This window comes from Rhizobium deserti (assembly GCF_004358025.1).
In the GTDB taxonomy this organism is placed as follows: domain Bacteria; phylum Pseudomonadota; class Alphaproteobacteria; order Rhizobiales; family Rhizobiaceae; genus Neorhizobium; species Neorhizobium deserti.
The window spans coordinates 169004-193838 of sequence record NZ_SMTL01000006.1; the positions used below are offsets into that span (position 1 = coordinate 169004).

20 protein-coding genes are annotated in these 24835 nt (G+C 58.5%); 14 read left to right on the forward strand and 6 right to left on the reverse strand.

From position 1 onward, the window contains the following. Positions 1-93: 93 nt before the first annotated feature. The 5 genes from E2F50_RS19455 to E2F50_RS19480 all read left to right on the forward strand — a co-directional run bounded on the left by E2F50_RS19455 (position 94) and on the right by E2F50_RS19480 (position 7026). A complete protein-coding gene (locus E2F50_RS19455; protein WP_133317842.1) occupies positions 94-771 on the forward strand; it encodes an energy-coupling factor ABC transporter permease in 678 nt (225 codons plus the stop codon). Between the two features lie 667 nt (positions 772-1438). Continuing rightward, positions 1439-2110, forward strand: coding sequence for a hypothetical protein (locus tag E2F50_RS19465; protein ID WP_133317843.1), 672 nt, complete (start codon positions 1439-1441; stop codon positions 2108-2110). 455 nt (positions 2111-2565) lie between these two features. Next, positions 2566-3504, forward strand: a complete 939-nt coding sequence (thyX, locus tag E2F50_RS19470; protein WP_133317844.1) for an FAD-dependent thymidylate synthase — start codon at positions 2566-2568, stop codon at positions 3502-3504. A 23-nt stretch (positions 3505-3527) separates the two neighbouring features. Further along, on the forward strand, positions 3528-4691 hold the full coding sequence (locus E2F50_RS19475; protein ID WP_133317845.1) for a hypothetical protein: 1164 nt from the start codon (positions 3528-3530) through the stop codon (positions 4689-4691). Further along, the gene (locus tag E2F50_RS19480) at positions 4648-7026 is read left to right on the forward strand and encodes a hypothetical protein (RefSeq protein WP_133317846.1); all 2379 of its coding nucleotides are present in this window, start codon (positions 4648-4650) and stop codon (positions 7024-7026) included. Before E2F50_RS19475 ends, E2F50_RS19480 begins: the two co-directional genes overlap by 44 nt. 939 nt (positions 7027-7965) lie before the next feature. Here the strand turns inward: E2F50_RS19480 and E2F50_RS19485 are convergent. Both E2F50_RS19485 and E2F50_RS19490 read right to left on the reverse strand, forming a co-directional pair. After that, positions 7966-8346, reverse strand: coding sequence for a VOC family protein (locus E2F50_RS19485; RefSeq protein ID WP_133317847.1), 381 nt, complete (start codon positions 8344-8346; stop codon positions 7966-7968). A 4-nt stretch (positions 8347-8350) separates the two neighbouring features. Continuing rightward, positions 8351-9061, reverse strand: a complete 711-nt coding sequence (locus E2F50_RS19490; RefSeq protein ID WP_133317848.1) for an SDR family oxidoreductase — start codon at positions 9059-9061, stop codon at positions 8351-8353. Positions 9062-9143: 82 nt separating this feature from the next. On the opposite strand from E2F50_RS19490, the gene E2F50_RS19495 reads away from it, so the two are divergent. Further along, positions 9144-10070 (forward strand): LysR family transcriptional regulator, encoded by a 927-nt coding sequence (locus E2F50_RS19495; RefSeq protein ID WP_245515494.1) that lies wholly within the window; start codon positions 9144-9146, stop codon positions 10068-10070. 240 nt (positions 10071-10310) lie between these two features. Here the strand turns inward: E2F50_RS19495 and E2F50_RS19500 are convergent, their stop codons facing one another. Next, entirely contained in the window at positions 10311-14345 is a 4035-nt protein-coding gene (locus E2F50_RS19500; RefSeq protein ID WP_161974254.1) for a GAF domain-containing protein, read from the reverse strand. A gap of 641 nt (positions 14346-14986) precedes the next feature. Between E2F50_RS19500 and E2F50_RS19505 the strand changes: the two genes are divergently transcribed. Then, positions 14987-15415 (forward strand): cupin domain-containing protein, encoded by a 429-nt coding sequence (locus tag E2F50_RS19505; protein ID WP_133317850.1) that lies wholly within the window; start codon positions 14987-14989, stop codon positions 15413-15415. A gap of 629 nt (positions 15416-16044) precedes the next feature. Here E2F50_RS19505 and E2F50_RS19510 read toward each other — a convergent pair. After that, complete coding sequence (locus E2F50_RS19510; protein WP_133317851.1) at positions 16045-16404, reverse strand: response regulator transcription factor; 360 nt, start codon at positions 16402-16404, stop codon at positions 16045-16047. Positions 16405-16823: 419 nt separating this feature from the next. Here E2F50_RS19510 and E2F50_RS19515 point away from each other — a divergent pair, with 419 nt between their 5' ends. From E2F50_RS19515 to E2F50_RS19535, 6 genes are all read left to right on the forward strand, one after another. Continuing rightward, positions 16824-17690 carry an aldo/keto reductase gene (locus E2F50_RS19515; protein ID WP_133317852.1) on the forward strand — a complete coding sequence of 289 codons (867 nt, stop codon included), beginning with the start codon at positions 16824-16826 and terminating at the stop codon, positions 17688-17690. Between the two features lie 71 nt (positions 17691-17761). Further along, positions 17762-18784, forward strand: coding sequence for a dicarboxylate transporter/tellurite-resistance protein TehA (gene tehA, locus E2F50_RS19520; RefSeq protein WP_133317853.1), 1023 nt, complete (start codon positions 17762-17764; stop codon positions 18782-18784). A gap of 150 nt (positions 18785-18934) precedes the next feature. Then, a complete protein-coding gene (locus tag E2F50_RS19525; RefSeq protein ID WP_133317854.1) occupies positions 18935-19765 on the forward strand; it encodes an alpha/beta fold hydrolase in 831 nt (276 codons plus the stop codon). A 24-nt stretch (positions 19766-19789) separates the two neighbouring features. Further along, the gene (locus tag E2F50_RS19530) at positions 19790-20509 is read left to right on the forward strand and encodes a hypothetical protein (RefSeq protein ID WP_133317855.1); all 720 of its coding nucleotides are present in this window, start codon (positions 19790-19792) and stop codon (positions 20507-20509) included. Between the two features lie 122 nt (positions 20510-20631). Beyond that, complete coding sequence (locus E2F50_RS23010) at positions 20632-20796, forward strand: hypothetical protein (RefSeq protein ID WP_161974256.1); 165 nt, start codon at positions 20632-20634, stop codon at positions 20794-20796. 393 nt (positions 20797-21189) lie between these two features. After that, the gene (locus tag E2F50_RS19535) at positions 21190-22674 is read left to right on the forward strand and encodes an ATP-binding protein (RefSeq protein WP_133317856.1); all 1485 of its coding nucleotides are present in this window, start codon (positions 21190-21192) and stop codon (positions 22672-22674) included. Between the two features lie 14 nt (positions 22675-22688). On the opposite strand, the gene E2F50_RS19540 is transcribed toward E2F50_RS19535, so the two are convergent. After that, complete coding sequence (locus E2F50_RS19540) at positions 22689-23312, reverse strand: response regulator transcription factor (RefSeq protein ID WP_425375403.1); 624 nt, start codon at positions 23310-23312, stop codon at positions 22689-22691. A 164-nt stretch (positions 23313-23476) separates the two neighbouring features. After that, positions 23477-23878: a response regulator transcription factor gene (locus E2F50_RS19545; protein WP_133317858.1), complete on the reverse strand. Its 402-nt coding sequence runs from the start codon at positions 23876-23878 to the stop codon at positions 23477-23479. Positions 23879-24246: 368 nt separating this feature from the next. Between E2F50_RS19545 and E2F50_RS19550 the strand changes: the two genes are divergently transcribed. After that, positions 24247-24834 (forward strand): redoxin domain-containing protein, encoded by a 588-nt coding sequence (locus E2F50_RS19550; protein ID WP_133317859.1) that lies wholly within the window; start codon positions 24247-24249, stop codon positions 24832-24834. The last annotated feature ends 1 nt before the right edge of the window (position 24835 follow it).

Here is a 24835-nt window from a genome sequence, read left to right on the forward strand (position 1 = left end):
ATTTAAGGCTCGCATGCGCAGGTCGCTTCCGTAGGCAGACGAACGCGATGCGATAACATCCCTAGCAATCCCCACCCTATCGGAGAACAGACAATGCATATCGAACCCGGAATAGTAGACGGTTCCAAAATCGTACTCAGCTATGCGACAGCAGGTTTCTCGGGCCTTCTCGCTCTCAAATCGGCATCAGGCGACATCAACAGACGCGGCGCTCTGTCATTCATGGCGAGAAGCGCCATCACGACTGCCCTGGTCTTCTGTTTCTTCGAGGTCTTGCCGCACTATCCTGTCGGCGTCTCGGAGGTACACCTGATTCTTGGCTCGAGCCTTTTCCTCTTGTTCGGGATGGCTCCGGCGGCCATCGGGCTTGCGTTGGGTCTGCTGGCTCAGGGACTATTTTTCACGCAATACGACCTCCCTCAGTACGGGATGAATGTGACGACGCTTCTTGTTCCTCTCTTTGCGCTCCGGATGGTCGCGTCGCAGACGATCGCGCCGGGCATGCGGTACGTCGACCTCAAGTATCGGCAGGCGCTGGCTCTCTCCGTAACCTATCAGGCGGGCATCGTCACATGGGTCGCGTTCTGGGCGCTATATGGCCACGGCATCGGCATCGATAACCTCGCGTCGATCGGAACCTTCGGTCTGTCGTACATGCTGGTGATCGTAATCGAACCGTTGGCGGACATCGTTGTCCTTGCCATAGCAAAGTCGAATGCGACTATCGCACGTAGCTCGATCTTTGATCCGCGACTGCTCGGCCAAGCGTGATCATCATCACCAATCTATGCACCAGATTTGCGACTGTTGCTCTGCATTTTGCAGCATTATGGAGCCAGGGACACAAAGTTTTGTCGCCACTTAACCCATAAGTGGCGGCAAGGCGTTGACATACGATATAGCCATGCCGGTGTCCGGCTTGTCGTTAAAGATCGGCCTCGCTGAATTTTACTCAGAAATGGCAACGAGACGCTTGGTCTAATGACCAAGCGCTTCTCAGGGCTGTGGTGCTATATGCATTGGTTGCGCCGGGTTTATCGAAGCTGGAGTGGCTTAGCTGCTCCAGCTCTTTTCTTGTGGAAGGCCTAGAAGCTCTTCATAGCAGTTTTAAGCAGGGGCCGCCAATTTCCAGCGACTATATTATCTTCTGGATAAGCGGATCATGGACGCATCCATGCCGCGTATTTGAAACACCATCAGTAAAAGGACGTTGTGCTCATCCCATGTTCCCGTCATAGCTCGGGCATAGGTAATCCACCTTCTGCCTGGCGAAGGAGGATTGCCTGGATTCGTGGCACGCTGATTCTGCTCGTCCTCATCAAAACCTCTCAGTCATAAAGCCCGAGAAATGCTACTATTGAAGTCCTTTAATTGGCGGGAGGATTACCGGTCCGACGCTATATAGAGACTACCCGGATCAAAGGAGACATCGAGGGCCATGGAGACAAGGATCAATTCCGCGCGACAAGCCGTCGAAACGCTCAAGTCCCTGCCCGTCTGGCTCTTTCTCGGCTTCACCTGCTTTTTCGGTTTATCTCTCGCCTACCAGCCCTTCCGGGCTGTGCTCGAAGAACACGTGATCTATGTGCAAATGGCCGCCACCCTCTGCGCCATCATGGCAAGTGCGAAGCTGCTGGACTCTCTGTGGCGGGTGTGGACCGAAAATCGCAAGGCAAGGGCCGTACGTGACCTACACCGCCTGATCGATGTCTACAGGCCCATTTACGCGCTCTTCCTGACCCGTCGGCCCAGCATGGCCCAGGCTATCCTCTATAATACATTCTTCCAGCGGCTCGCCCATGCTCGACGTGAATTCAGTAATTATGCAAAGTGGTGTGCCAGGATCAGTAACGGCTGGCGGGCGCTTTTCGACCGCGGCGTATCCGTCTCATGGACGATCCAACACCGCGGTGGCTTTCCAATTTCCCAGATCGTCGCCATCGTCGCGGCCAGTCCGCGGGACGTGACTCAGGAACTCCTAAACCTTGTTGGCTGGGCTGAGAGTTCCCGCGCGGAAGATCCGTGCTACGGGTTCCTCACGGAAGGCGAGATCGCACTCTTTCTCCATATCACGCAACAGCACAACGTCCTTTCGAAGCGACTCGACTAATTCCGCACATCGAGCATAACCCGTCACCTTGCACTGACCAGCCGCAGGTCCCTAATCTGGACAGTGTATCGCTGAGACCAAATGTCTGCCCTCGTTCTAGTCGAACGACTGAGTCCTTCGGAGCCAAGCACCACTGCTTTCTTTGAGAACGGTCATTGCCGGCTTCCATCGCCGCCGACTTTTACTACCTATATCCTAGCCGCTCGAGAGGTCAGTTGGCGCAGTGTCTTCAGGGATGCCCATATCGTCTCGGATAGACCCAAAGTCGAAATCGACGCGTCGCCGCCTCACCCGCCATTGCCACGAATCCGAAGGCCACTAGGAAGCGTCGGCTTTGGGAACAGAAGGACATTGTCCCTTGCGAAAGAGCGATTTCCTATGAGGGCTACATCCAGCTTCAAATCGGTTGCGGGTTGGACTACAAGACATCACCATAAGCGCAGGGAAGAACCTCGATGAGCAAGCTGTCAGAAGATCAGAGCAACGAGATTGAAGAGGCTCGCAGCAACGTATCTTCTACGCTGCGCGCGGTATCGCCGGGGATGGAGGAGATCCTCTACCGGAGCATGCCGGTTCTAGACCACGGCTTCGTGCGCGTTGTCGACTACATGGGCAACGACGGTGCAGTGGTACAGGCGGCCAGGGTTTCCTATGGCCAGGGAACACGGCAGGTTTCCGAGGATCGTGCTTTGATCCACTACCTTCTCCGCCACTGGCATACGACGCCGTTCGAGATGGCGGAGATTAAGCTCCATGTTAAAATGCCAATCTTCGTCGCGCGGCAGTGGATACGCCACCGGATGGCTAGCGTGAACGAGTACTCGGCGCGCTACTCCGTGCTGGACCGGGAGTTCTACATTCCGCGACCGGAACATCTTGCCGCCCAATCAACTAGCAACAAGCAGGGCCGCGGAGAGGTCGTCGGGCCCCAAGAGGCTGACCGGGTGCTGCGACTGCTCGTCGAGGACGCCGAACGCAACTACGACCATTACCTCGAGATGCTCAATTCTAAAGAAGACGGAACGCGGGTTGACGACGCAAGAACTGGCCTCGCGCGAGAACTTGCCCGTATGAACCTCTCCCTGAACTACTATACCCAGTGGTACTGGAAGACGGACCTACACAATCTCATGAACTTCTTGCGTCTGCGCGCCGACTTACACGCACAGTACGAGATCCGTGTTTACGCCGAAACCATCCTCGACGTCATGAAGCGCTGGGTACCCATTACTCACGAAGCGTTCGTGGAGCATAGACTGGAAGCGGCCACCTTCTCAGGGGAAGCGTTGAAGGCATTGCGCCGGCTGCTGGCCGGTGAGAAACTCGAACAGTCGGATACCCGTATGCCGAAGAGAGAATGGGAAGAGTTTCGGGCCAAGCTCGGCATCGCGTAAACAGCCCGCAGGAGGAGGTTCCCATGATTTCGCTAGAAGCGCGCCCGGCGGCAACCACTCCGGCTCATATGGTCCCCATCAAGAAGGGCATTTCGGTACTGGAACTGGAAAGGATCCTGGCTGCCGAAGTCACCGGGCAAGGCAGGAAGATAGACTTCAAGCTGCCTAAAGATGGGCAAAGCGTCGTACTTGCGGATATGTGGACGAGCATTGTCCTTGGTACGCTGGCGGCAGGCAATGACCTGCGTTTGATCGCGTGGGGTCTCAAGGAGATTGAGGCCGCCTCTCGATTTACGACAACGCCAGCTTTCCTCGCTGCGCTTACTATGGCGGACGCCATTGCCGCCGAATTCGGCACCGAAGTGGATCGGGACGCTTTCCAGAAAAGGCTCTCGCTTACGCAACTAGGTCTGGTCGAACCTGAGAGCGGTGTCGCGCAAACGCTTGTGGAGTTCGATCCCGAATTCAGCGTCGCCCCGGTTCTACGCGGTGGAAGCGGCTTCGATGCGGTATCTCCGCTTGATCGAAACCGCATATTCGAGAACCTTATCATGAAGTTCCGGCAGCGACTGGAAGTCGCTGCGATACGAAACGGCGTTTCTCCTTCAAATGCGGGACCGGCGCGTTCGGTTGCCAGGTTCCTACGAGAACTACACGACAACGCCGTCGAGCATGGATCGCGAGACCGTAACGGCCGTACCCTGAGCGCTACTCGTATCATGCGCCTGCGTAAGCATGTGGCGAACACCAAAGCACTACTCGTGGAGCGTTGCGGTGACTTCGAACCACTTGCCCGGCACGTGTACGAGAGCTTCGCAGAAGGCGGAGGCGCCCCGGCGCTGGTAGAGGCTTCTATTTCCGATTTCGGTCTAGGTATCGTGGACGGCTTCCTATTAAGTGACGCGGGCAGACGGTACGCTCGCTACGGGCGAAGAGACCTGCTCCAAGCGCTTATCTACGAGAGGCTCAGCTCGAAAAGCAGCGACACGTCCGCCGGTCTGGGGCTGCAGAACGCTTTAATCGCGGCGCGGCAGATGGGAGCCTTCGTATCCCTCCGAACCGGGGAGTTCTGGCTTGTCGTGTCTTTTGCCAGCGACAACGGCGAACCCAAACTAAATGATGTAAGCTCGGCGACCCACAGCCGTGTCGCAGGCACTCACTGGCAAATCCTCTGGACGCAATCCTAACAACGGCATCGAAATGCACGTATTTAACGTCAGGCTCGATCGCATAGACCCTGCGATCACGTTGCTCGTGGCGCAGTTTTCGAGCGAGCATTCCGTAGAAAGCATTCTGGAGCTCATCTACGACGCCTACCCCGGACACAGATCCGCGGCTAGCGCGCTTGTGATGCGTCCAGATGTCAGGGACACCTTCTCACCTGCAGAGCTTGAGGTCGCGCTCGAAGGCGCGGTGTCGGGTGACAGCCCATTCCTTGAGCGGCTAGCGGCTGCCTGCCAGGACGGCGAACGGTCGTTTGCCCGCTTCCAGTTGCTCCCGATCTTCATCCTCCATTTCCACGACGGTAAGGCCGTCTTGTCATCCAACATTAATCCGCTCGTGGACGTCCCACCGGACGTGGAACTGCATCTTGAGAATTATGACGTCGTCGGAGATATCAGGACGGGGGAGATGCGGCACGTAATGAGCGTGTCCGGTGCGCTGCTTCCACCTTTGGAAAACACCTTCTACGAAAATCCCTCCGGACGTCGGGCCCGGGCGTTTCTCAGGGTCGGCAACATCCAGTACTCGCGTTTGGCAATCGATAGCGTGACGTTCTGGTTGCTACCTTACGTGTTCGAGTGCGAAGCGCTGCTTGTCGACACCTGGTCGCTGTCGTCCATAGCATTTAATACCAGCAGGGTTCTGGCCTCCACCAAACAAGGCAAACCAATCCCGGTAGAAATGCTGAGCCAATACCAGGACAACAGTGCCGAGAGGCGCTCCGCTCTAATTGAGATTCTACAGCGCCTTCTCGCCGATGCCGGGGGCGGAAAGCAAGGCAATACCCTGAAGGTGACCTGCCTCGTAAGTGTCACTCACACGGGTTCGCTGGTCAACGTTCTGATGGAACAAGTCAGGCTTTCGGGACTGCCGATCGAGTTGAGCTTCGTGGCTGTGTTCAGGTTGGGACCGGGCGACCGGTTCGAGACGCTTTGCGATCTATCGGAAGACCCCGAATTCGAGCCACTTACCGCTGAAGAAATGTCAGATCGGTCGGCCGTTCAGATCGACGACAGGGTCTATTTCCCCGTCACCTACACCGATATCCCTTTCGAAGTCGTGCAGCCACAGGCCAAGATCTTCAAGCCTTTCGTCGACCTGGTGCAAGGTAGCGGCCTTATATCCGTTCACAGGGACCAGGTAGATGATGGAAAGCCAAGACATCACGCCGTACATCTGGACACGGAGGTTCTGGCTGGACTGTCGGCCTTCCGCGCGCGCTTTCGGGAAGCCATTCTCGGGCTCGATCCCCTGCCGTCGCTCGTTTTGTCGCCAGACCACTCGGCTGCGAGAGCGCTGTCCGATCTAGCCTGTCGATTTCTCGAAGAGCACTCTGGCTTGCCTTCCGAGGCAATTTTCCACTCGAATTTGGATCTCAAAACAGCAGGCCTGGGCGCGAAAGAGGATCTCGCAATCGCCGACCGCTTGGCTCAAACGGAGCCGGATTCGTCGATACTGGTACTCGACGACTGCTTCATAACGGGAGCGCGTCTTTCGGGATACCAGACGCGTCTGCGCCAAAGAAACATAACCGCGAAGCTGCATTATCTAGTAGCTGTGGCCCGTCCGGACGATCTGGCGACCTGGGAGGACTTCAAGAGGAAACTCAGTTTCCGGACGAAGGAGTATAAGCAGTATCATCACGACAACACAGTCACCGCTGTGCTCGAAATCGTCCTGCCGAACTGGCAGCAAGAGAAATGCCCCTGGTGCCAGGAGCGACTTCTTTACGAGCGCCTTGAATCCGAAGGAGACAAGCTGCCTGGCCGGTACGGCGCGCGGCGCGTACTCCTGGCGCAGCGGGACCTCGGCCTTAGGGACGATCTTTTTCTGGACCCCGAAATCAGCGAGATCAAACTCTACCCCGCCTCGATTTTTGCTCCGCCGGACAGCTCTCAGGCCGAGGTTTTCTCGGCCGTTGCAGCCGCCATTCAGGTCCTTCGCATCGCGCCGCCCGCTGGCAAACCGCGACTTGGCCCCCGCAGACATCCTGTTGCGACCGTTCTCGACTTCAACAAATATCTGCGGACCATGTTCACGGATACCGTTATTCGTGCGTCCTTCCTCAGAGCTGCAACTTGGGAAGAACTTGTGTATACCGACAGAGAGACGGAGGGGAAACGCTCTGAGCGGATCGCGGAGATAATCGCCAAGAGCGAAGGCGACGAGGCCAACCTTGCGTTGGAACTCATCCTGGCTGGCGGTCTTATGAAGCTTACTGTTCCGGGCGCTGCCCGGCATGACATCCAGGGCGATGATGATCGAGCGTTCTTCGAGCTGACAAAAAAGAGACGCTGATCATTGCTGTTCCAGCCACGGCTCCCAGGAGTCTCAACTGTGCTGAGACCTGGGCGACCAATTAAAGATTGCGATTTCGATCCCATGATCCGGAAAATCGCCTGCCCCTCAAGTTCCGACCCGGTCGACCTCGGGCTAGAGGCGAAGTGAGCGCGATCCGGCGATACAGGAGCCGCTCTGCCTAAAAATTCTTAGCTCGCCCGGCGAACGACGGCGTATATCGCTGATTCAGTTGTCGAGCGCGCGGCATCGCTCGCCTCTAGGCTGTTCAGGCTCGGCTACGAGGTGGTCAGATGCTCTACGCTCGCTGCCGCAATTTCGGCGTGCCTCGAAGCAAGTCCCGTTTATGTGCTTACCGCTGCCGTCGCGCATGACTCCGGTAGGAACCTCATCCGTTTGATCGCGGCCCATCTCACTTCGACGAGGACAATCGTGCAAACATATGTTTGACATCCTCCGATGCGATTTCGATGTCGCTTCGCCGTAGAGGCGGCATTTTCCTTCCGGTACGTCGCTACCTGACCGCCGGCGTGCTGTTGAAACCTCGAGCGGGCTCGTGTGGTTAAACCCGCCTTTGGGGGCGGAACGGCTTCGTGTCCTACCTCGACAAGTACTTTGCCACATAAACGCGCCGCTCTAGTTCCGGGCAGGACCAGTGGCCCGTGGTTTCAGGACAGCTGGCAACGTGTGGATCCGGTGTTGTTCACACCCGAGCGACGCTTTCTCAGGCCCGACTGTCGGGAGGCCAAGTCTCCATTTAACGAGACGCCCTGTTCGCCGTCGGCGATCTTGGAGCGGCGCCCCTCGAATGGCCGCTTCGCCAAGCTCGGTGTTGTCGGCCGCCCGCTTCGCCCGGACACGGGTCCTAAATCAGGTACGGTGAACGCCCTGACCGCGCTGGCCACGGCGTCCGTTCGCCCCGGACAACGGTTACCGCCGTTAGGATGGTGGTCGCTTAGGGACCTCGCGGAACACGAGCTCGATCAGAATCCCACCCGGCGTCCTGACAAACAGACGCCGCTCGCCAAGCTCGGGCAGGTCCATAGTCGAATAGGGCATGCCCTCGACGTCGAGTGTTCGCCTGAAGTCATCGTAGCCATCGAGGCGAAACGCGACGTGGTCAATGCCCTCTGCGTTCCGGGCGGCAGGAGTGCCGTCACCCGGGATGAGATGCACGACCGGCTGGGCACCATCGTAAAGCCAATATCCCGGAAATCCGAATGACGGGCGATATCCGACCACGAGGCCCAAAAGGCCTTCGAGAAATTTCCTCGTTCCCTCAAGGTCGGCAGTCCGTAGAGTGACGTGATCCAGCCGCATCTGATCACCCGATCACACCACCGCCATCGACCCGGACATTCGACCCGGTAGCGAAAGGCGTGGTCATGAGGAAGAGCACCGCATTGGCGACATCGCCTGGTTGCCCGATGGTTTTGGCCGGAAGGCTCGCTGCGACACGCTCGAACATGGACTTTCGACTGTCATCCTCCATCTTCGACCACAGCGGCGTGTCTATCAGGCCTGGCGAAACCGAGTTGACCCGTATCGGCGACAATTCGAGCGCCAGGCCACGACCAAGGGACTCGAGGGCCGCGTTGATCGCGCCTTGAAGCACTGACGACGCCGACGGACGCTCACTGAGAAAGCCGGAAATTAAAGTGAGCGATCCGCGTTCGCTTATCCGAGCGGCCCGTGCGATCCGGTACGCTCCCCAGAACTTGCTCTCCATGGCCGTTTTCGCGTCATCGAGCGGTAGCTTGCGGACAGGCCCGCTCGGTGTCTGCGCGGCAGAGATGACGATATGGTCCCAAGGGTCGCTTTCACGGAAGAACGCCTCGATGGCGATCTCGTCGGCGGTATCTATTATTGCCGACGAAACGTTGCCAAGGGACTGGCGCGCGGCGGCGAGTTTGTCGGGCGAACGCGAGGCGATCGTCACCTCGGCACCCGCCAGTACGGCGGACTGTGCGACGGCGAATCCGATACCGGAGCTGCCGCCGACGACGAGGACACGTTGGTTGGTGAGGGATGGCATTTGCGTTCTCCTTGGTTGACCGTGTGCCGCGATATGCGCACGGAGGAAAGATAGTCGTTTGCGGCAGCCGCAAGAATGATCATTGTCGTCAACTGTCTCATGTGATATCAGCAAGAATATGAGTGACGGTTTCCTCGACATGCTTGTTTTCGTCCGTGTCACAGAAGCCGGGAGCCTTTCCCGCGCCGCGCGCGAACTCGGTTTTTCGCTTACGGTCGTCAGCCGCAAGCTGTCCCGCCTCGAGGAACGGCTGGGTGTCCGCCTTGTCAACAGAACGACCCGGTCCCTCACCCTGACCGAAGAGGGCTCCCGATTCTATGACAGAAGCGTACGCATCCTCGCTGAAATAGAGGACGCGGAAACGGAAGCCGCGAGCGGAAGGGACTCGGCTATCGGAACTTTGAGGGTAACCGCGACTTTCGCCTTTGGGATAAGATGGCTAGCGCCGCTCCTGGCCGAGTTTCAGCAGTCCCACCCATCCCTGAACGTCCGCCTGGACACGGCGGACGGGCTCGTCAACATCGTCGAAGAGGGCTACGATCTGGCGGTCAGATTCGGGTCTCTCGCCGATTCCAGCCTAATCGCACGACAGCTCGCGCCGAACAGGCGGGTTATATGCGCTGCGCCCGAGTATCTTGAGCGGTACGGGCGCCCATCGTCGGTCGAAGACCTCGTTGATCATGACATCGTGTCTTTCGGCGACACTCCGAACACGCACTGGAATTTCGAGGACGGGCGCTCGGTCAATGTTCGGAGCCGCCTTGGCACGAACAACGGTGAACTCGCCCATCGGTGGGCGTTGCAGGGACGAGGTCTGATCATGAAATCCATATGGGACGTTGAGGACGATATTGCGTCGGGAAAGCTGGAGATCGTCCTGCCCGGGGAAAAACTGCCTTCGGCCCCTATACATGCGGTGTTTCCTCACACCCGGCTGGCCGCTGCGAAGGTTCGCCTCTGCGTGGAATTTCTTGCTACTAGGCTCAAGCGCGCGTCTCGCGAGGCATGACGGGCAAGACTGAAGAATGCCCTCGGTCAGGGACCCAGACGCAGTCGCTGATAGTCTGGCCTCAACCGTGCCTTGCGTCGCCTTCTACGCCATGGGCTCGGCAGTTCGATGGGAACCTAAGATGATAAATGGCTTTCTGCAAGCATTGAGGCGTTAGTTAAACTCGCTCCAGGCGCTTTATTCATTCGTAACACAGCCGTTCGTTTCTGCGTCGCAGGCTCGGAAAGGCTGCCTTTTGCCTCACGCGCGGGGAGCCTCCACCGGTAGCGTAAATTCGAACCGGCAACCTGTTGCCCGGGTCTGTGCCAGTCGCATCTGCCCCCCGTGATGCTCCACGATCGTGCGACAGATCGAAAGTCCCATTCCCATGCCGTTTGCCTTGGAACTTTCGAACGGACGGAAGATGTTTTCAACGCGGTCGTCAGGAATCCCCGGTCCGTTGTCGCTGACTCCGACGACAATGAGCTCGTCGTCCTGCTTGACATCTATAGTAAGCCTCCGGTCATTGTCGCTTGCCTCCCGCATCGCCTCTATGGCGTTCAGAATAAGGTTTACGAAGACTTGCTGCAGTTGAACACGGTCAACCGGAACCGGCGGCAGCCCTTCGGGAATGTCCAGCTTCAGCGAGACCTTGGTTTTCTGAAGTTCGCCACGCGTCAAGATCGTGACGTCGGCGATGAGTTCTTTCAAGTCGGTCGGCTCGACGGCCATCGTTTCCTTCCGGAACATCTTCCGAATTCGGGTGACGATATCGCTGGCCCGACGCCCGTCGTCGACGACGTTTTTCAGGCTTGCTACTGCCCGACCGACGTCCGGTACAGGTCTCGAGAGCCATCGTAACGCCGCTCCGCCGCTTGCGACGATCCCGGTGAGTGGCTGATTGACTTCATGCGCGATGGAAGCGGCGAGTTCGCCCATGCTCGTCGCGCGCGCGACGTGCTCGAGCTCAGCCTGCACCTCTCTCAGATGGACGGCGCTTTTCTGGAGTTCGAACTCAACCCGCTTGCGTTCGGTAATGTCCATGGTCGTGCCGACATACTCTATGACCTCGCCTGCTTCGCCTAGAACTATTCGTCCCGTGTAAAGCAACTGTTTAACTGCTCCATTGGGTAGCGTAGCTTGGAATTCGAACTGCAGGTCCTGCTTGAGTGCCGCTGCCGCCCTCATCGAGCTTTCCAGAAACGCGCGTTCTTCAGGAAGCATTCTCTCCAGCATGTCGCGCATGGTGCCCCCGACGTCGGCGATCCGGTAGCCGAAGATGTTGCCGTGCTCCTCGGACCACTGAAGCTTGTCGCTCTGGATATTCCAGGCCCAGCTTCCCGTATGGCTGATGCGCTGCCCTTCGGCTAGCAGAGCCTCGCTCTTCATCAGCGCCTCTTCGGAGTTCTTTCGCTCTATGACAAAGCTCGCCAGCTGCGTGAACCGATCGATAGCCTGACGCTCTCGGTCACCCATGGTCCTGCGTCTGTCGGAGTAAACGGCGATCGTGCCGAAAACTGCGCCGCGCGCTGACATAATGGGTGTGGACCAGCATGTTCTGATGTTGAACCTTTGAGCTATCTGGCGGACTTCTACCCAAAGCGGGTCGGTTTCCACGTCTTCCACCAGGACCGGCTCGCCGCGAAACGCCGCAGTTCCGCAGGAACCCGCTTGCGGCCCGACTGGTATCCCGCCGACCTCCTCGTTGAAGCCTTCTGGCAGTCTGTATCCTCCCGCCGGCCGCAGCGTCTTGCCGTGCTCGTCCAGGAGCATGATCGAAACGAAGGCGCCGTCACTCAGGACGGTGAGCGTCTGGCAAAGCGAGTCCAAGATTGTTCCGAGCGGCTCTCCGGAGGCGATCATCTCGAAGGAGCGCTTCTCCCCTGCGAGAAGGATTTCCGCTCTCTTCAGATCGTCGATGTCGCTCTCTGACCCGTAGCATCTGACGATTCTTCCAGTGGAGTCGCATAGCGGCTTGGCTCTTACGATGAACCAGCGGTACTCGCCGTCATGCCGACGGAGGCGCGCCTCCAGACCGCTCATTTCCCTTGTGGTGACGATCCGGTACCACGTCGCAGCCGACTCGGCCCGGTCGTCGGGATGGAAAACATACTTCCAGCCACCGTTACGTGCCTCGTTAGGCGTCAGCCCCGTATATTCGTACCACTCCTTGTTGAACCATTCGTCTCCCCCGTTTGCGTCCGCGCTCCAGATCATGGACGGCATCGTGTCGTTAGACATCCGGAACTCTTGCTCGCTCTCGGCTAGAAGCGCCTTCTCGTGCCTTAGCTCTGCAAAAGACCTACTATTTTCGAGAGCGATCGCAACCTGGGGTGCGACGGCTTGTAGAACCGCGACAGCCTCCGGATCAAATCCACTGCTTCCTACGGCGAGGCGGAGGAAGAGCACGCCAGCCAGCCGAGATTTCTTGACCAGAGGTATATAGAGCGCAGTGGCCGCGGGTGGCTTGCCGGACTCCGGCCCCGGCTGAGCGTCGCCCGCGTCGCAGGCCCACACGACCTCCAGCGTTCGAGCCGCTTCCATTACATGCGGACTTGATACGTCACTTTCTTGGGCAAGTGTAGGGTCAAGGTCGATCGCCGCGCCATAGGTGCTTGCTTTCCCCTTCGCGTCGACCCAGATCTCACCATCCCGCAACTCGAGAAGAATAGCTTCTTCAGCACCCGACATGTGCAAGAAACTTTTGATGATGGTTTCGGAGAGATGGCCCTTTTCGATGGTGGCGGAAAAGGTCTGCGACATTTCGAGAACGGCAGCTACGAGGCTTCCTGAAGCGTCGGGTGCGCCCACTCTCAGCTTAACAGCGGTCGCATCGGCAAAATATTCCGGGTAGGCCTCTCCGAGTTGAGCGACTTTTCCGCGCGCGCCCCAGCGCATGTAGCAGTCTCGCGCCTTTACGAAATGGTCATTCGCGGAACGGACGGCGCCGTATCTGCGATAGAAGCGGCCCGCCGTCTCGTAGGCCAGCGCCTCGTCGGCCAGGAGACCATATCTGGAAGCGAGCTCGATCGACTGTTCGTACAGGCGCTCAGCCTTCTTGAACTGACCGTCGATGCGCGCGACCTCGGCAAGCCCGAGCAACTGTTTCCCGAGGAATGTCTCGGGGCACGTTGCCGCCCACCGGGCGAGCCAGTCCACGTTACCGACGATCGTCGCGTAGCTTTCGTCAGGGCCATCTTCGCACATGGCGGCCGATGCCAGCGCCGAAATGAAATGAAAGTCCACGAGTTGGATATGGCCCGTCGAGGCCCAGGTTAGGCCTGCAGCTTGCTCCATCGCATGTCTGGCCTTTTCGAACTCGCCATACATGAAAAACGCCTGAGCTTTTAATATCCAGTAGTAGCAGATATAAGTTGGCGTCTGCGCCGGCACAAAACTGGACTCGAAATCGCGGGCAGAAAAAAGCTTGTCGTCGAAAACGTCGTCACTGCCGCGACCTTGCCGCATCGCCTCGACAAACCTGCGTTGCGCGGTCAGGGGCAACAGGTTCGCGACGAAATCCGCCTTTACGACAAGGTCGGTCGATGTGTCTATTTCGGCGGAGATCTGTTCGAGATCGTCTCCTCGGGCGATCCTATGGGTCACTATCCTGACGTACGCGTAGCAAAGGAAAGGAATGTCGTTGCTTCGGCTGCGTGCTGCAATGCAGGATCTGGTCAACTCGATCACGTCGCCGAGCGGACGGGTCCAGATTGCGACAAGTTCCAGAAAGGTGATCGCCTTGGGCTCATATTCCCAGAAGCCGTATCGCTGCACGACCGTGAGAGCGAGTTCGCAAAAAATCATACCGTCCTTGTAACGGCCAAAATGGTGGCCTATGAAAAACCCGAAAAGGACGAAAGTCAGGACGGCCTGTTCTGTTAGCCCGTACTGCAGCGTGATAGTCACCATGTGGCAGAGCGTGACGCCCAGCAGCCTCTCGTCGGTGAGATACGCCGAGTTGCTCATCGCGGCGAGCACGCTCATCACCGCTTTCATTTCGTTGTCTTCCATCATGTGAAGATCGACTAGATCCTCAACTGGACGTCCATCCAGTCTTGCCCAAACGCCAATCGCCTGGGTCTCGAGTTCGAGCTGATCCGGGCGCTCCGGTATGACGATTCCGAATTCCTGAAGGCAGGCAAGCGCTACGGTGATGCTTTCAGGCACCTCCGATCGACGAAGGTGTAGTTCGATCTGCAGGCAGCAGGCCGCTGCTCTGTCGATCTTGTTCGCGGCCAAGTCCCAGAGAAGGTTGATGCGCCCCTCTGTCAGGGACAGGTTCTCGGAAGACATGCTTGACTTCGCTATGCCAAGTGCTTCGGCGAATCCCACTGGATCCGTGGCGTCAGCACCGGACGTCGCGGAAACTTCGGCGTGTCCTGTTGTTTCCTGCTTGGACGACATCCGTTCGCTCTATGACTCTTGCTCTAGACGCTGCGTTCTAGCTTTTTCTTGTGGCACCTCTGCCGACACTTGAAAACCGCTCAGTCGTTGTCGCGAGTAAAAAACCCGGGAGGCTTCCGCGCAGGCGGTTCCCGGCAAGACGTCATCGCCGCCAGGCTCGTAAATTCCTAAGACACCAGTGCGGCTATGCCGAGAGCGGAGCGCCGAGTATCCGGATTGCGGCCAGCCATGCCGGCCAAGGGCCTGCATGGCCTTGCCGCGGTGTCAGACCATCGGCCATCCGTCGTGTAGGCCAGGATAGGCAAACTATGAACAACGTGCATCACGTCAAGCCCCCGGGGGCTAGGGCGGCAGCCCACAGCTGATCGAAATCGCGGCTGCGGCGTTGTCCGGCACGTTTACCGCCCTCGCTGTCACGCGCTTTCCTCGGACATCGGCTTACCTCCCCTCAAGGACGGTTTGAGACGAGATGTACAAGAACGCCGCTCTCCATCTGCCTACATCTACCGGGTATGCAATGGAGATCCGCAATGACTACTGAAAGCGAACAGCGCTCCGCACGGTTCAACGTGCTCGAGATCATCAAACATTTTCCAGAAACGGCAGAAACACTGCTTGTCGACCAGTACCTCACGAGCACTGAGGCCGCGAGCGCGCGGGTCTTCCGTGTCTACAAGGGCACGCCACCGCACTACCACGTTGGCTGCGACGAGTATCTGTTCGTGCTGTCGGGCCGGGGCACGTTCTGGATGGAAGACGCCTCGACCGAGGCGGAATTCGGTCCGGGCCAGCTTCTGTATTTCAAGAAGGGGACGGTCCACGCCCTTCCCGAGATCCGTGAAGAACCCGTGGTCTTCCTCTCCGTGGACACTCCGAGACGCGAACCGACCGACATTGTCTTCGTCAACCCGGAAGACGGCACGCCGGCGACTTTCCTGGCGCGCAACGTAAAGGACTGAACGGAACAAAGGCCGGGGTCAGCAAGGAGGCGGCACGAAGCTGTCGTCATCCTCTGCTGTGCATCTCCTTCCAACGCGACAGCGGAATTCCCCGTACGAGGCGGTCTTTCACCTTGTCCGGAGTTATGCCGTACCTGGCCGCCAACTCTATCCACGCCCTGTTCCTGCTCGGCCAGGTTTCCCTTTCGAACGTGAATTCTTTTTTGATGTGGGTCCGATCGGAGTGGTGAGGGCCTCTTCTACAGACATCCCCGCTTTAGACGGAATTGGTAGGTGCCGCTGCCGATGCAGTATTCTTTCAACGCCTGTTCAACAGAAGGCCAGGTTCTTCCAAAGGCTGCGACGGGCTTACCTTGTGCCCGTTCAATAATCGCCTTCTGATTCATCCACGTCCAGTTCGTCGGTCCCCATGGCCGCTGCTAGTTGATTCTCGTGAGGCGCCCCTGTCCGCGATTGCCGATCACGTCAGCTTTGAAGCGGTCGTAGTCCAGCCCCCACATCTGCATGCTTGCTGTGCTTGCGAGCCCTGGAGGGCAACGGCTTGTTTCCCTTGAAACGGCTCTCGATGACATGTTCGGGTAGCCCGGTTTCCTCGGACAGTACGCGACGCATCGAGAGTTTGGAGGCCCTTAGCGAGCTTGAGCACCGATAACGCACCGGACGAGTTCGTCGGCGTCAATCGGCTTATTGAGGAAATGGACCGCTCCATTTTCAAGCGCTTTAGCTCTCGTGACTTCGTCGTCCTGGGAAGTCACGAAAACGATCGGAAGAGCGCAATGCTGGCGCTTCAACTGTGACTGAAGCTCCAGACCACTGAGGCCCGGCAATCGCTGGTCCAAGATCAAGCAATTGACTTCGTTCTGGCAATTCGAGGCAATGAACTCCTCCGCAGAACCAAAAGCCCGCACCTCGTACCCATAGGACGACATCAGGTCCGCATAAGCGACCCGTACTCCGTCGTCATCCTCCACTATGGCGATCGTCAGCAAATCACATGGCTCCGATGGCCTATCTTGGGAGAGCCGCGTGGGCTCTCCGGTATGGTTGTCACACAATCCATCTCGGATTTTTGTGTATGAACAGGCTTGCGCACAATGTCATTCAAGCAAAAAGGGCCTCCCATCCCAGCGCGGTTTCCGCTGCAAACTCAGCCCGTTCAAGCCGGAATCTGGTAACCCTGGCTCTGAGCGCGCGTCCTGCCGCGAGAACCGAACTCAAGAACCTTTATCAGACGGCAATCTCCCGTCCACCTACCTCTAGGTATAGAGCCGCGGACACGGTTGCCGGGCGCGATGATACAATAACGTCAATCCCCGTTGTCATAACTTGCCCATAACGACAACTCACCAGGCCAAGTGCCTTTGGAAACAGCGGCGCCGCAGACGGTGCCGCCGAAAGGGAGCCAGACATGACAGACGCCGTCAAACCCATCGCATCGGCATCAGGCACAATGCAAATCGGCGATTTCGTCGTCAATCGGCTCGGCTTCGGCTCGATGCGGTTGACCGGACGCGGCATCTGGGGGCCCCCGGTAGACCGCGATCAGGCGCTGGCCACGCTGCGTCGTGCGCCCGAACTGGGCGTAAATTTTATCGACACCGCGGATTCGTACGGCCCGGATGTGGCGGAAGAACTGATCGGTGAGGCGCTGGCTGGCCGTCAAGACGTCCTTGTCGCCACAAAGGCCGGACTTCGGCGTCCGGGTCCGGACCAGTGGATGCCCGACGGTCGGCCGGAATACCTGATCGAACGCGCCAGAGGCAGCCTCAAGAAGCTCGGCGTCGAACGGATCGGACTCTGGCAGCTGCATCGCATCGATCCGCGTGTGCCCATGCAGGACCAGTTTGCCGCCATCCGCCAGCTTCTCGACGAAGGCGTGATCGCCAACGCTGGCTTGAGCGAAGTCTCCATTTCCGAGATCGAAGTCGCCTCCCGGTACTTCAAGGTCGCAACGGTCCAAAACCGCTACAATCTCGTCGATCGCGGAAGCGAGGACGTTCTCGACTATTGCGAACGGAACGGTATCGGCTTCATTCCGTGGTTCCCGCTTGCTGCAGGCGACCTCGCTCGCCCTGGCGGCGTTCTCGACTCGCTCGCCAAGCGTCATGGCGCTACACCCGGCCAGATCGCCTTGGCGTGGATGCTCAAGCGCAGCCCGGTCATGCTGCCCATCCCCGGTACGTCCAAAGTCAATCACCTCGAGCAGAATGTAGCCGCGGCCCGTATTCGCCTGTCCGACGACGAATTCCAGGAGCTGGACCGAAACGTCCGCTGACGGCTGCCGTCGAAACCGCCGCTCGAACGAGGCGACGGGCATCTTACTCAACTCCTCGAACCAGGTGTACCATGACATTCTACTTGCCCAGGTATCAACCCAAGCTGCAGGGGCTTCACGCAAGCTCGATCGCGGGTATCGCCGCCAGAACTCCGGCCGCCTATTTCGGAATGGTTCTTGGCCTGGCCGGGCTTGGCAATGCATGGCGCGCGGCCGAGCAGACATGGCACATCGATACTGGGGTGTCGGAATATATTCTCGCGATTGCCGCAGCGGTCTGGGCGATTCTGGTTTTGCTGTTCGCAGCAAAGGCGACGCTGGCCGCGGACAAGCTCACGGCCGAGATCAACCATCCGGTCCAGTGTTGTTTCATCGGGTTGATCGGCGTGGCGACCATGCTGATCGCCGGAGCAGCTGAACCCTATTCCGGTGCGGCCGGCGCAGGGCTTTTCGTACTCGGCTTTGCTTTTACGGCGATCTTCGCGGTTTGGCGGACCGGGGGCCTCTGGTACGGTGAACGTGATCCGGCGACTTCCACGGCCGTCCTTTACCTTCCGACGGTCGCTGGAAGTTTCGTCACAGCCACGGTCGCCTCCTCCCTCGGTTTTCAGGACTGGGGTCAGCTCGCTTTCGGCGCTGGGATTTTCTCTTGGCTCGCGATTGAATCCGTTCTGCTTCACCGCCTGCTAACCGAACCAATGACGCCTCCGGCGTTAAGGCCGACGCTTGGCGTCCAGCTCGCACCTGCCCCCGTGGGCGCTGTAGCCTACATTTCCGTCAGCGGAGGCGCGCCCGACATCTTTGTCCACGCGATGATCGGATATGGGATCCTCCAGCTTGTCGTGCTCTTACGTCTTTCGCCTTGGCTGCGCGAAGCCGGAGCTGTGACGGGCTTCTGGGCTTTCAGCTTCGGAGCGACTTCTCTCGCGACGGCCCCCATCAGGCTGCTTGGCCATGGTGACACCTCTGCCATCTCCGTGATCGCCCCGATAACCTTTGCGCTTGCAAACGTCTTCGTGATCGGGCTGGCGCTGATGACAGTATGGCTTCTTTTCTCCGGCAGGATGTACGGCCAGCTGGCCCTCGAGAAATAGGGCCTGCGTCACGCCTTTGTGACGGCTCACGATCTCTCATTTCCTTTCACCTGAACGACCGCGCCGGAATGCATCCGCCTGTCTCGCTGTCTTGCGTCCGAATGAAACACCTGCCCGGTCAGCGACCTTCAAATCAACAGGAAACCGAAAATGAACGTCAACCTCGAAACAGCAACAACCGAATTTATCGACGTACCGGGAGCCAGGCTGGCCTACCGCCGGATCGGGCATCGGTTCGCAAGGAAAATCGTCCTCCTGCAGCATTTCACCGGGACCATGGATGCATGGGATCCGGCCGTGGTGAACGCTCTCGCTGAGGTCAGCGAAGTCTTCGTGCTGGACAACGCGGGCGTCGGCGCTTCAAGCGGCACCACGCCTGACAATGTCGAGGACATGGCGGACTACGCGGAGGCCTTTATCTCCGGGCTCGGCCTCGGGGAGGTCGATCTCCTCGGCTTTTCTCTCGGTGGCTTTCTCGCGCAGGTAATGGCCGCGCGGCGCCGCGTCGCAATCGGCCGGATGGTGATCGCGGGCGCCGCCCCGATGGGCGGCGAGGAACACCTCCTCGAGGTCGTGGGCGCGGCTTTTGCGAAGAATGCCCCGGACGTCCGCCTACCGCTGTTTTTCACGCCGTCGGACAGGAGCCAGGCGGCGGGCAAGGCCTTTGTCGAAAGGGCGCTTGCCCGCACCAATGGACGCGATCCCGACAATGGAGATTCCGTCAGCGCCCCGCAGGCAAAGGCCATCATCGAATGGTGTGCCCGACCGGATCCTGACCACCAGTCCCTGAAAACCATCAAGACGGCCACGCTGATCGTTCATGGAAGCGATGACACGATGTTCCCGTCCGACAACGCCTACTTGATGTTCAAGAACATGCCGGACGCGACGCTTATTCTCTATCCGGATTCCGGCCACGGCGCGCTTTTCCAGCAGCCAGAGACGTTCGTGGCTCACGTCAAGACCTTCCTCGAACTCTGAAACAGCAATCAAAAGGGTGATGCAATGAATCCGCTCGTCAGCAAGATAACCGAAGCCCACGGTGGCCTCGCAAGATGGAAAGAGTTCTCCCTTCTCAAGGCTCGCCTTGTCCAGGGCGGAGCGTTGTGGACGCTCAAGGGGCAGCCGACGACGCTGTCCGAGACCAGCGTCACTGTGGATCTCGTAAGGGAATGGGCGTCCCATTCACCCTTCGGGCCCGAAGCAAAGATATCAAGTTTCGAGCCCGGCAGGGTCGCTCTGCGCGATGCCCAGGGCAACGCTCTCGAGGAACTCCGTAGTCCGCGTTCCTCCTTCGCGGGCCACACGCTGGAAACGCCGTGGAACGAGCTCCAGCTGGCCTATTTCGCGGGTATCGCCATGTGGACGTACCTCAACATGCCGTTTTTGCTCGCTCATGAGGGGGTGGTAATCGACGAGCTTCCGGACTGGTCCGAGAAAGGTGAAACCTGGCACAGGCTCAGGATCACGTTCCCTACCGACATCGCGACCCACAGCACCGTTCAGACGATCTATTTCGGTGACGACGGCCTCCTAAAGCGCCATGACTACGACGTCGAGATCGCGGGCAACACTCCGGGCGCTCACTATATCGATGGATACATTCAGGTTCAGGGTATCAAGATCCCGACCAGCCGTCGAATTTTCCCGAGACAGCCCGATGGTCAGTCGATGGCCGAGCCTCTGGTCGTCTCGATCGATCTGTACGACATCGAGCTTTCCTAGTCGGACCGTACTCCCCGGCGGCAAACAGATGCTGCCGGGGCCACCCAGAGTCCGGCGGATAGTCTGGTTCGGCGATCACCGGGTCGGCTCGAAGCAAGCAAGCGGAGAAACCGGAGTTCGCCATGACTAACAGCCTGACCGTCGACGAAGCCATTGCCGACAGCCTGATCGCCCTCGTAAACGCGGCTGACGGAATAGACCAGCGCTCCTTCGCGGCGTTACTAAAAGCGGAAGCCCGCTGTCAATCAGTGCGACCCGGGGTGTTCCGCAAACAGGTGTATCGTTGAAGGACAGCGATGCCCAACTGCAGTTTGCCTTGCCCCGCTCAGGCATCCAGTTTTCAACCCTGCGGGCGCGGACGCTCTATAAATTTCGACGGCGTGAGCACCTAAGGCCCGTGTTGAGGTAATGGACAAGCCTGCAAGCAGCAGACATACCAATCACAGAGCCGGGCGTTCGCGCCCCTGCTCCTTGCCTCTGCGTGGTTCCCCAGAAGCAGTCCAGCCAAGTCTGTTGACCTGTCTTTTGGGATAGGTAGGGCCAAACCACAGTACAATTGTTCCCAACCGCTAGTCGTTTATCCATTGCATAGGGCAGAGCATGAGCCGCTGCCCGAGGTTCTGTCACGGGATCACCCGCGACTATGAACGCTGGGTCCGAAAGAAGGTTGCAGGTGGACGATGACGATGCTGCAATTTGGCGATTTCGAAATGGATATCCAGAGCCGGAGCCTCAAGAGGTGCGGCCGCGAAGTCCGATTGGGATCGCGCGCTTTCGACCTTCTCGCGGCGATGGCTTCGCGCTCCGGCGAGGTGCTGTCTAAGACAGAACTGATGGAGGCAGCCTGGCCGGAAACGCACGTCGAGGAAAGTTCGCTTCGGGTTAACATCGTCGCACTGCGCAAGGCACTCGACGACGGAACGCCCTCGAAGATGATCGAAAACGTCGCCGGTCGGGGGTATACCTTCACTGCGCCCGTACAGAAACTCGGCGGTCAGCGTTACCAGCCCACGGTGATGAAGACAGACCCCCTTCCCGGTGCCTATAGCCGGCTTATAGGCCGCAACCAGCTCGTCGACAGATGGGCGTCCGAAACCGACTTTGGAATCTCGACTATCGTGGGGCAAGGCGGCATCGGTAAAACCTGCGTCGCCATACAGATCGCCCGACAGATCCAAGACGCCTACGAAGCGGTTTACTACGTAGATATTTCGGACAGCACACATGGCCCTCTTTCGCCATTGTCGACCGCACTGAAAGCGGGAGAGTTAACGCCCGATATCATCCAGAAAGCTGTCGATTGTCTTATCGGAAAGACCGTTTTGATCGTGCTCGACGGATGCGAGAGCTCGATCGACCGGGCAGCCGTGGTGGCCGAAGCCATCGCTTATCGCAATCCTAATGTCGCAATCCTCGCCACGAGCCGTGAACCGCTCGGAATTATGGGGGAAAATTTACTCCACCTTTCAGGTCTGACAATCCCCAGCGATAATCAGCACGTTCCCGATATAACCTCGTTTTCCGGGATCGAGCTTTTCGCAGACCGGGTTTCATTGGTCGCCGAGGAGTTTGCCATAGAGAGCACACGCGGCCTGGAACTCGCCGCCGAAATCGTGCGCAAGACAGGCGGCAACCCGCTTGCCATCGAACTGGCCGCTTCCCGTGTCGCGGACCTCGGGCTGGAAAATCTCGTGTCGTCCCTCGACAGTCCGCTGCGGGCACTCCGACGGGGCAATCGCACTTCCCATCCGCGGCAGCAGACGCTAAGAGCAAACCTCGACTGGAGTTTCGACCTCCTAGACGGGACCATGCAGACCGTTTTCGCAAGGCTTTCGGTCTTCGAAGGTGAATTCACGCGCGACATGGCCTTGGAGCTGACAGGCTGCGAAATCGCACCCGATCAATTCGGAGAGGCTATTGATGGTCTGGTCGTGAAGTCGCTCCTTTTCGGACAGCTGAACTCCGGGACGTATGCGCTTCCGAGGCTCGTTCGTGAATACGCAAAGGAAAAACTCGGGTCGTCAGCGATTTCTGGAGCCGGCTTCGAGGTCGCGTCTGCCGCCTCTGTTCGTCGCGACAAAGGGTATCAGCACCCAATCAATGCGGCGATTGTCCCGTCGCGGACGTCGCAAGCGGTCTTCACCCCAGTCGTTAGAGCCGCCTGAAAGCCAGGGTCTCATCATTTCTGTGTCAGTAGTTCTGCTTTCTTAACGAGGTCGGCCACAGACCTGACGCGCATTTTCTTCATCACGTTCGAACGATGAAGCTTTACGGTGACCATGCTGATTCCAAGCTGCCCTGCGATCTGCTTGTTCATGAGGCCGTTCACGACGGCACGCATGACCTCCACCTCTCGTGGAGTGAGGCTCTCCCAAAGCTTTTCGATATCCGAACGCCCTCGGGATTCTGCCCGAATGACCTCGTCACGCTTGATCGCGCCGGTGACCGCGTCGATGAGGTCCTGTTCGCGGAAGGGCTTCGTAAGGAAATCGACTGCTCCGGCCTTCATTGCCCTGACGCTCATCGGAATATCCCCGTGGCCCGTGACCACGATGATAGGCATGCGGTTTCCCGCCTGCTGCAGGTCCGATTGGAAGTCGAGACCGCTAGCCCCCGAAAAGCGTACGTCGAGGACGATGCACCCGGGTGTATTCAGATCGTCCGCATCAAGCAGGGCTCGGGGCGAATCATACGCGATCGCATCGAGGTCGATCGATTTGAAGAGGTCGACCAACGCGACACGCACCGATTTGTCGTCATCTACGACTCGTATCAACGGCAATGATAAAGGCTGCTCTTCCACGGTCCGTCCCTTGCAAACGCAAAGCCGATAGCTTTTCGTCCCCGTCATCGGAAGGAAACCATCGCCTCTGGTGCGGCAGATTTAGACCGGGAACTTTCGCATGGCAATTGTGCAGGTCATTCGGGCGGGGATTCAGTGCTTCCAGACATAGCGTACTCGAGTTGCTACCTGCTCGAGGCGGCGCGGCGCCATTCTGGGGAATTCGCGACCGCCGAACGCACGGCTTCGAGAAAGATTTCCGGCGCAAAGGGTTTCTCCACAAAGTAGAAAGCGCCGGCTTTTGCGACCTCGACTTGAACGGTGGTTGACATCAGTGCGGAAACTATGATGACCGGGATGCCTATCCTGCGGAAGCGGAGCGTCCAGAGAAGATCGAGCCCGTTCGTCTCGGGCATCTGGAAATCGCTGACAATGCAATCGCAGTGGGTGATATCCGGAGAGCGGAGGAACTCGGCGGCCTCGCTGAAAGCCTCGGTCTGATACCCGCTGCTTCTGAGGAGGTCCTCGATAGCGGACCTGACGCCGGCATCGTCGTCAATAATTGCGATAGTGGAAATATCTGTCACGAACCATACCCTGGACTCACAGCCCCTTGCAGGACTGTGAGTCTATCTGCGCAGGCGATCTGGTCAGAACGTGAGGCACGTGGACTGGTTCCGACGGGACAGGGAGCGTGCGCTCGTTTTTGCGGCTCCTTCGGCCCTTTCCGCCCTGTGAGGAAACTTAGATTTAACAACATTTCACAAGCGCTGACTCATGTTTTCGGTGAAACTGCCAGCAGACTTATAGACCAAAATCTCACTGGATCGGCCGTTCGGAAGATCGCGAAGTCAGATGAAACGCACTGCTCAAAAGTTCGTCCCGGCACTAGACGGGCTCCGTAGCAAACGGCTTGCGCCTCCGAACGGCTCGCCGCGCGACGAGGTGACTTCAAATGAATAGCATGCCCATCACGCCCGCCTTCGATCCGCGTCGCAGCGAGGCGATACCGACTGTCGATGACAGTCTCTCTTTCAAATCGGCCGCCCTTCCCGAAAGCACGATACCAGTGGGTGAGTACGCTCCTGCCTTTGTGCTGCCGCGCTGGGATGTCGGCTTCTTTGGTTTCGCAGAGCTTCTGGGCACGCCATCTGTCCTGCACTTCTATTCCGGGCCGGGCGGCGACTGGCCGCAGCAGAGTGCTATGCTGGCTGATCTCTCCCTCGGGCTCGCCTGCCTCGGTGTGGCTTCGGTCGGTATAATCGCCGCGGAACCCTCGGCCATTTCGGCCGATTGCAAGGCCGCCTCTACAGCGTTTCCATTGCTTTGCGACTGGGAGCCACTGGCGGTGGTATCCAGGCTGTATGGGTTTAATCGCCAGAAGGCCGCCCCTGAAATCACTGCCACCTTCCTGATTGACGCCCGCGGCGTTATCCGGTGGATATGCGGTGACAACGGAGATCGCTGGACGAACGGCCGCGAAATTCTCCTTGCTGTCAGGGCGCACCTCCTACGACCGCTCCCGGTCGGCCCAATCGATTGAC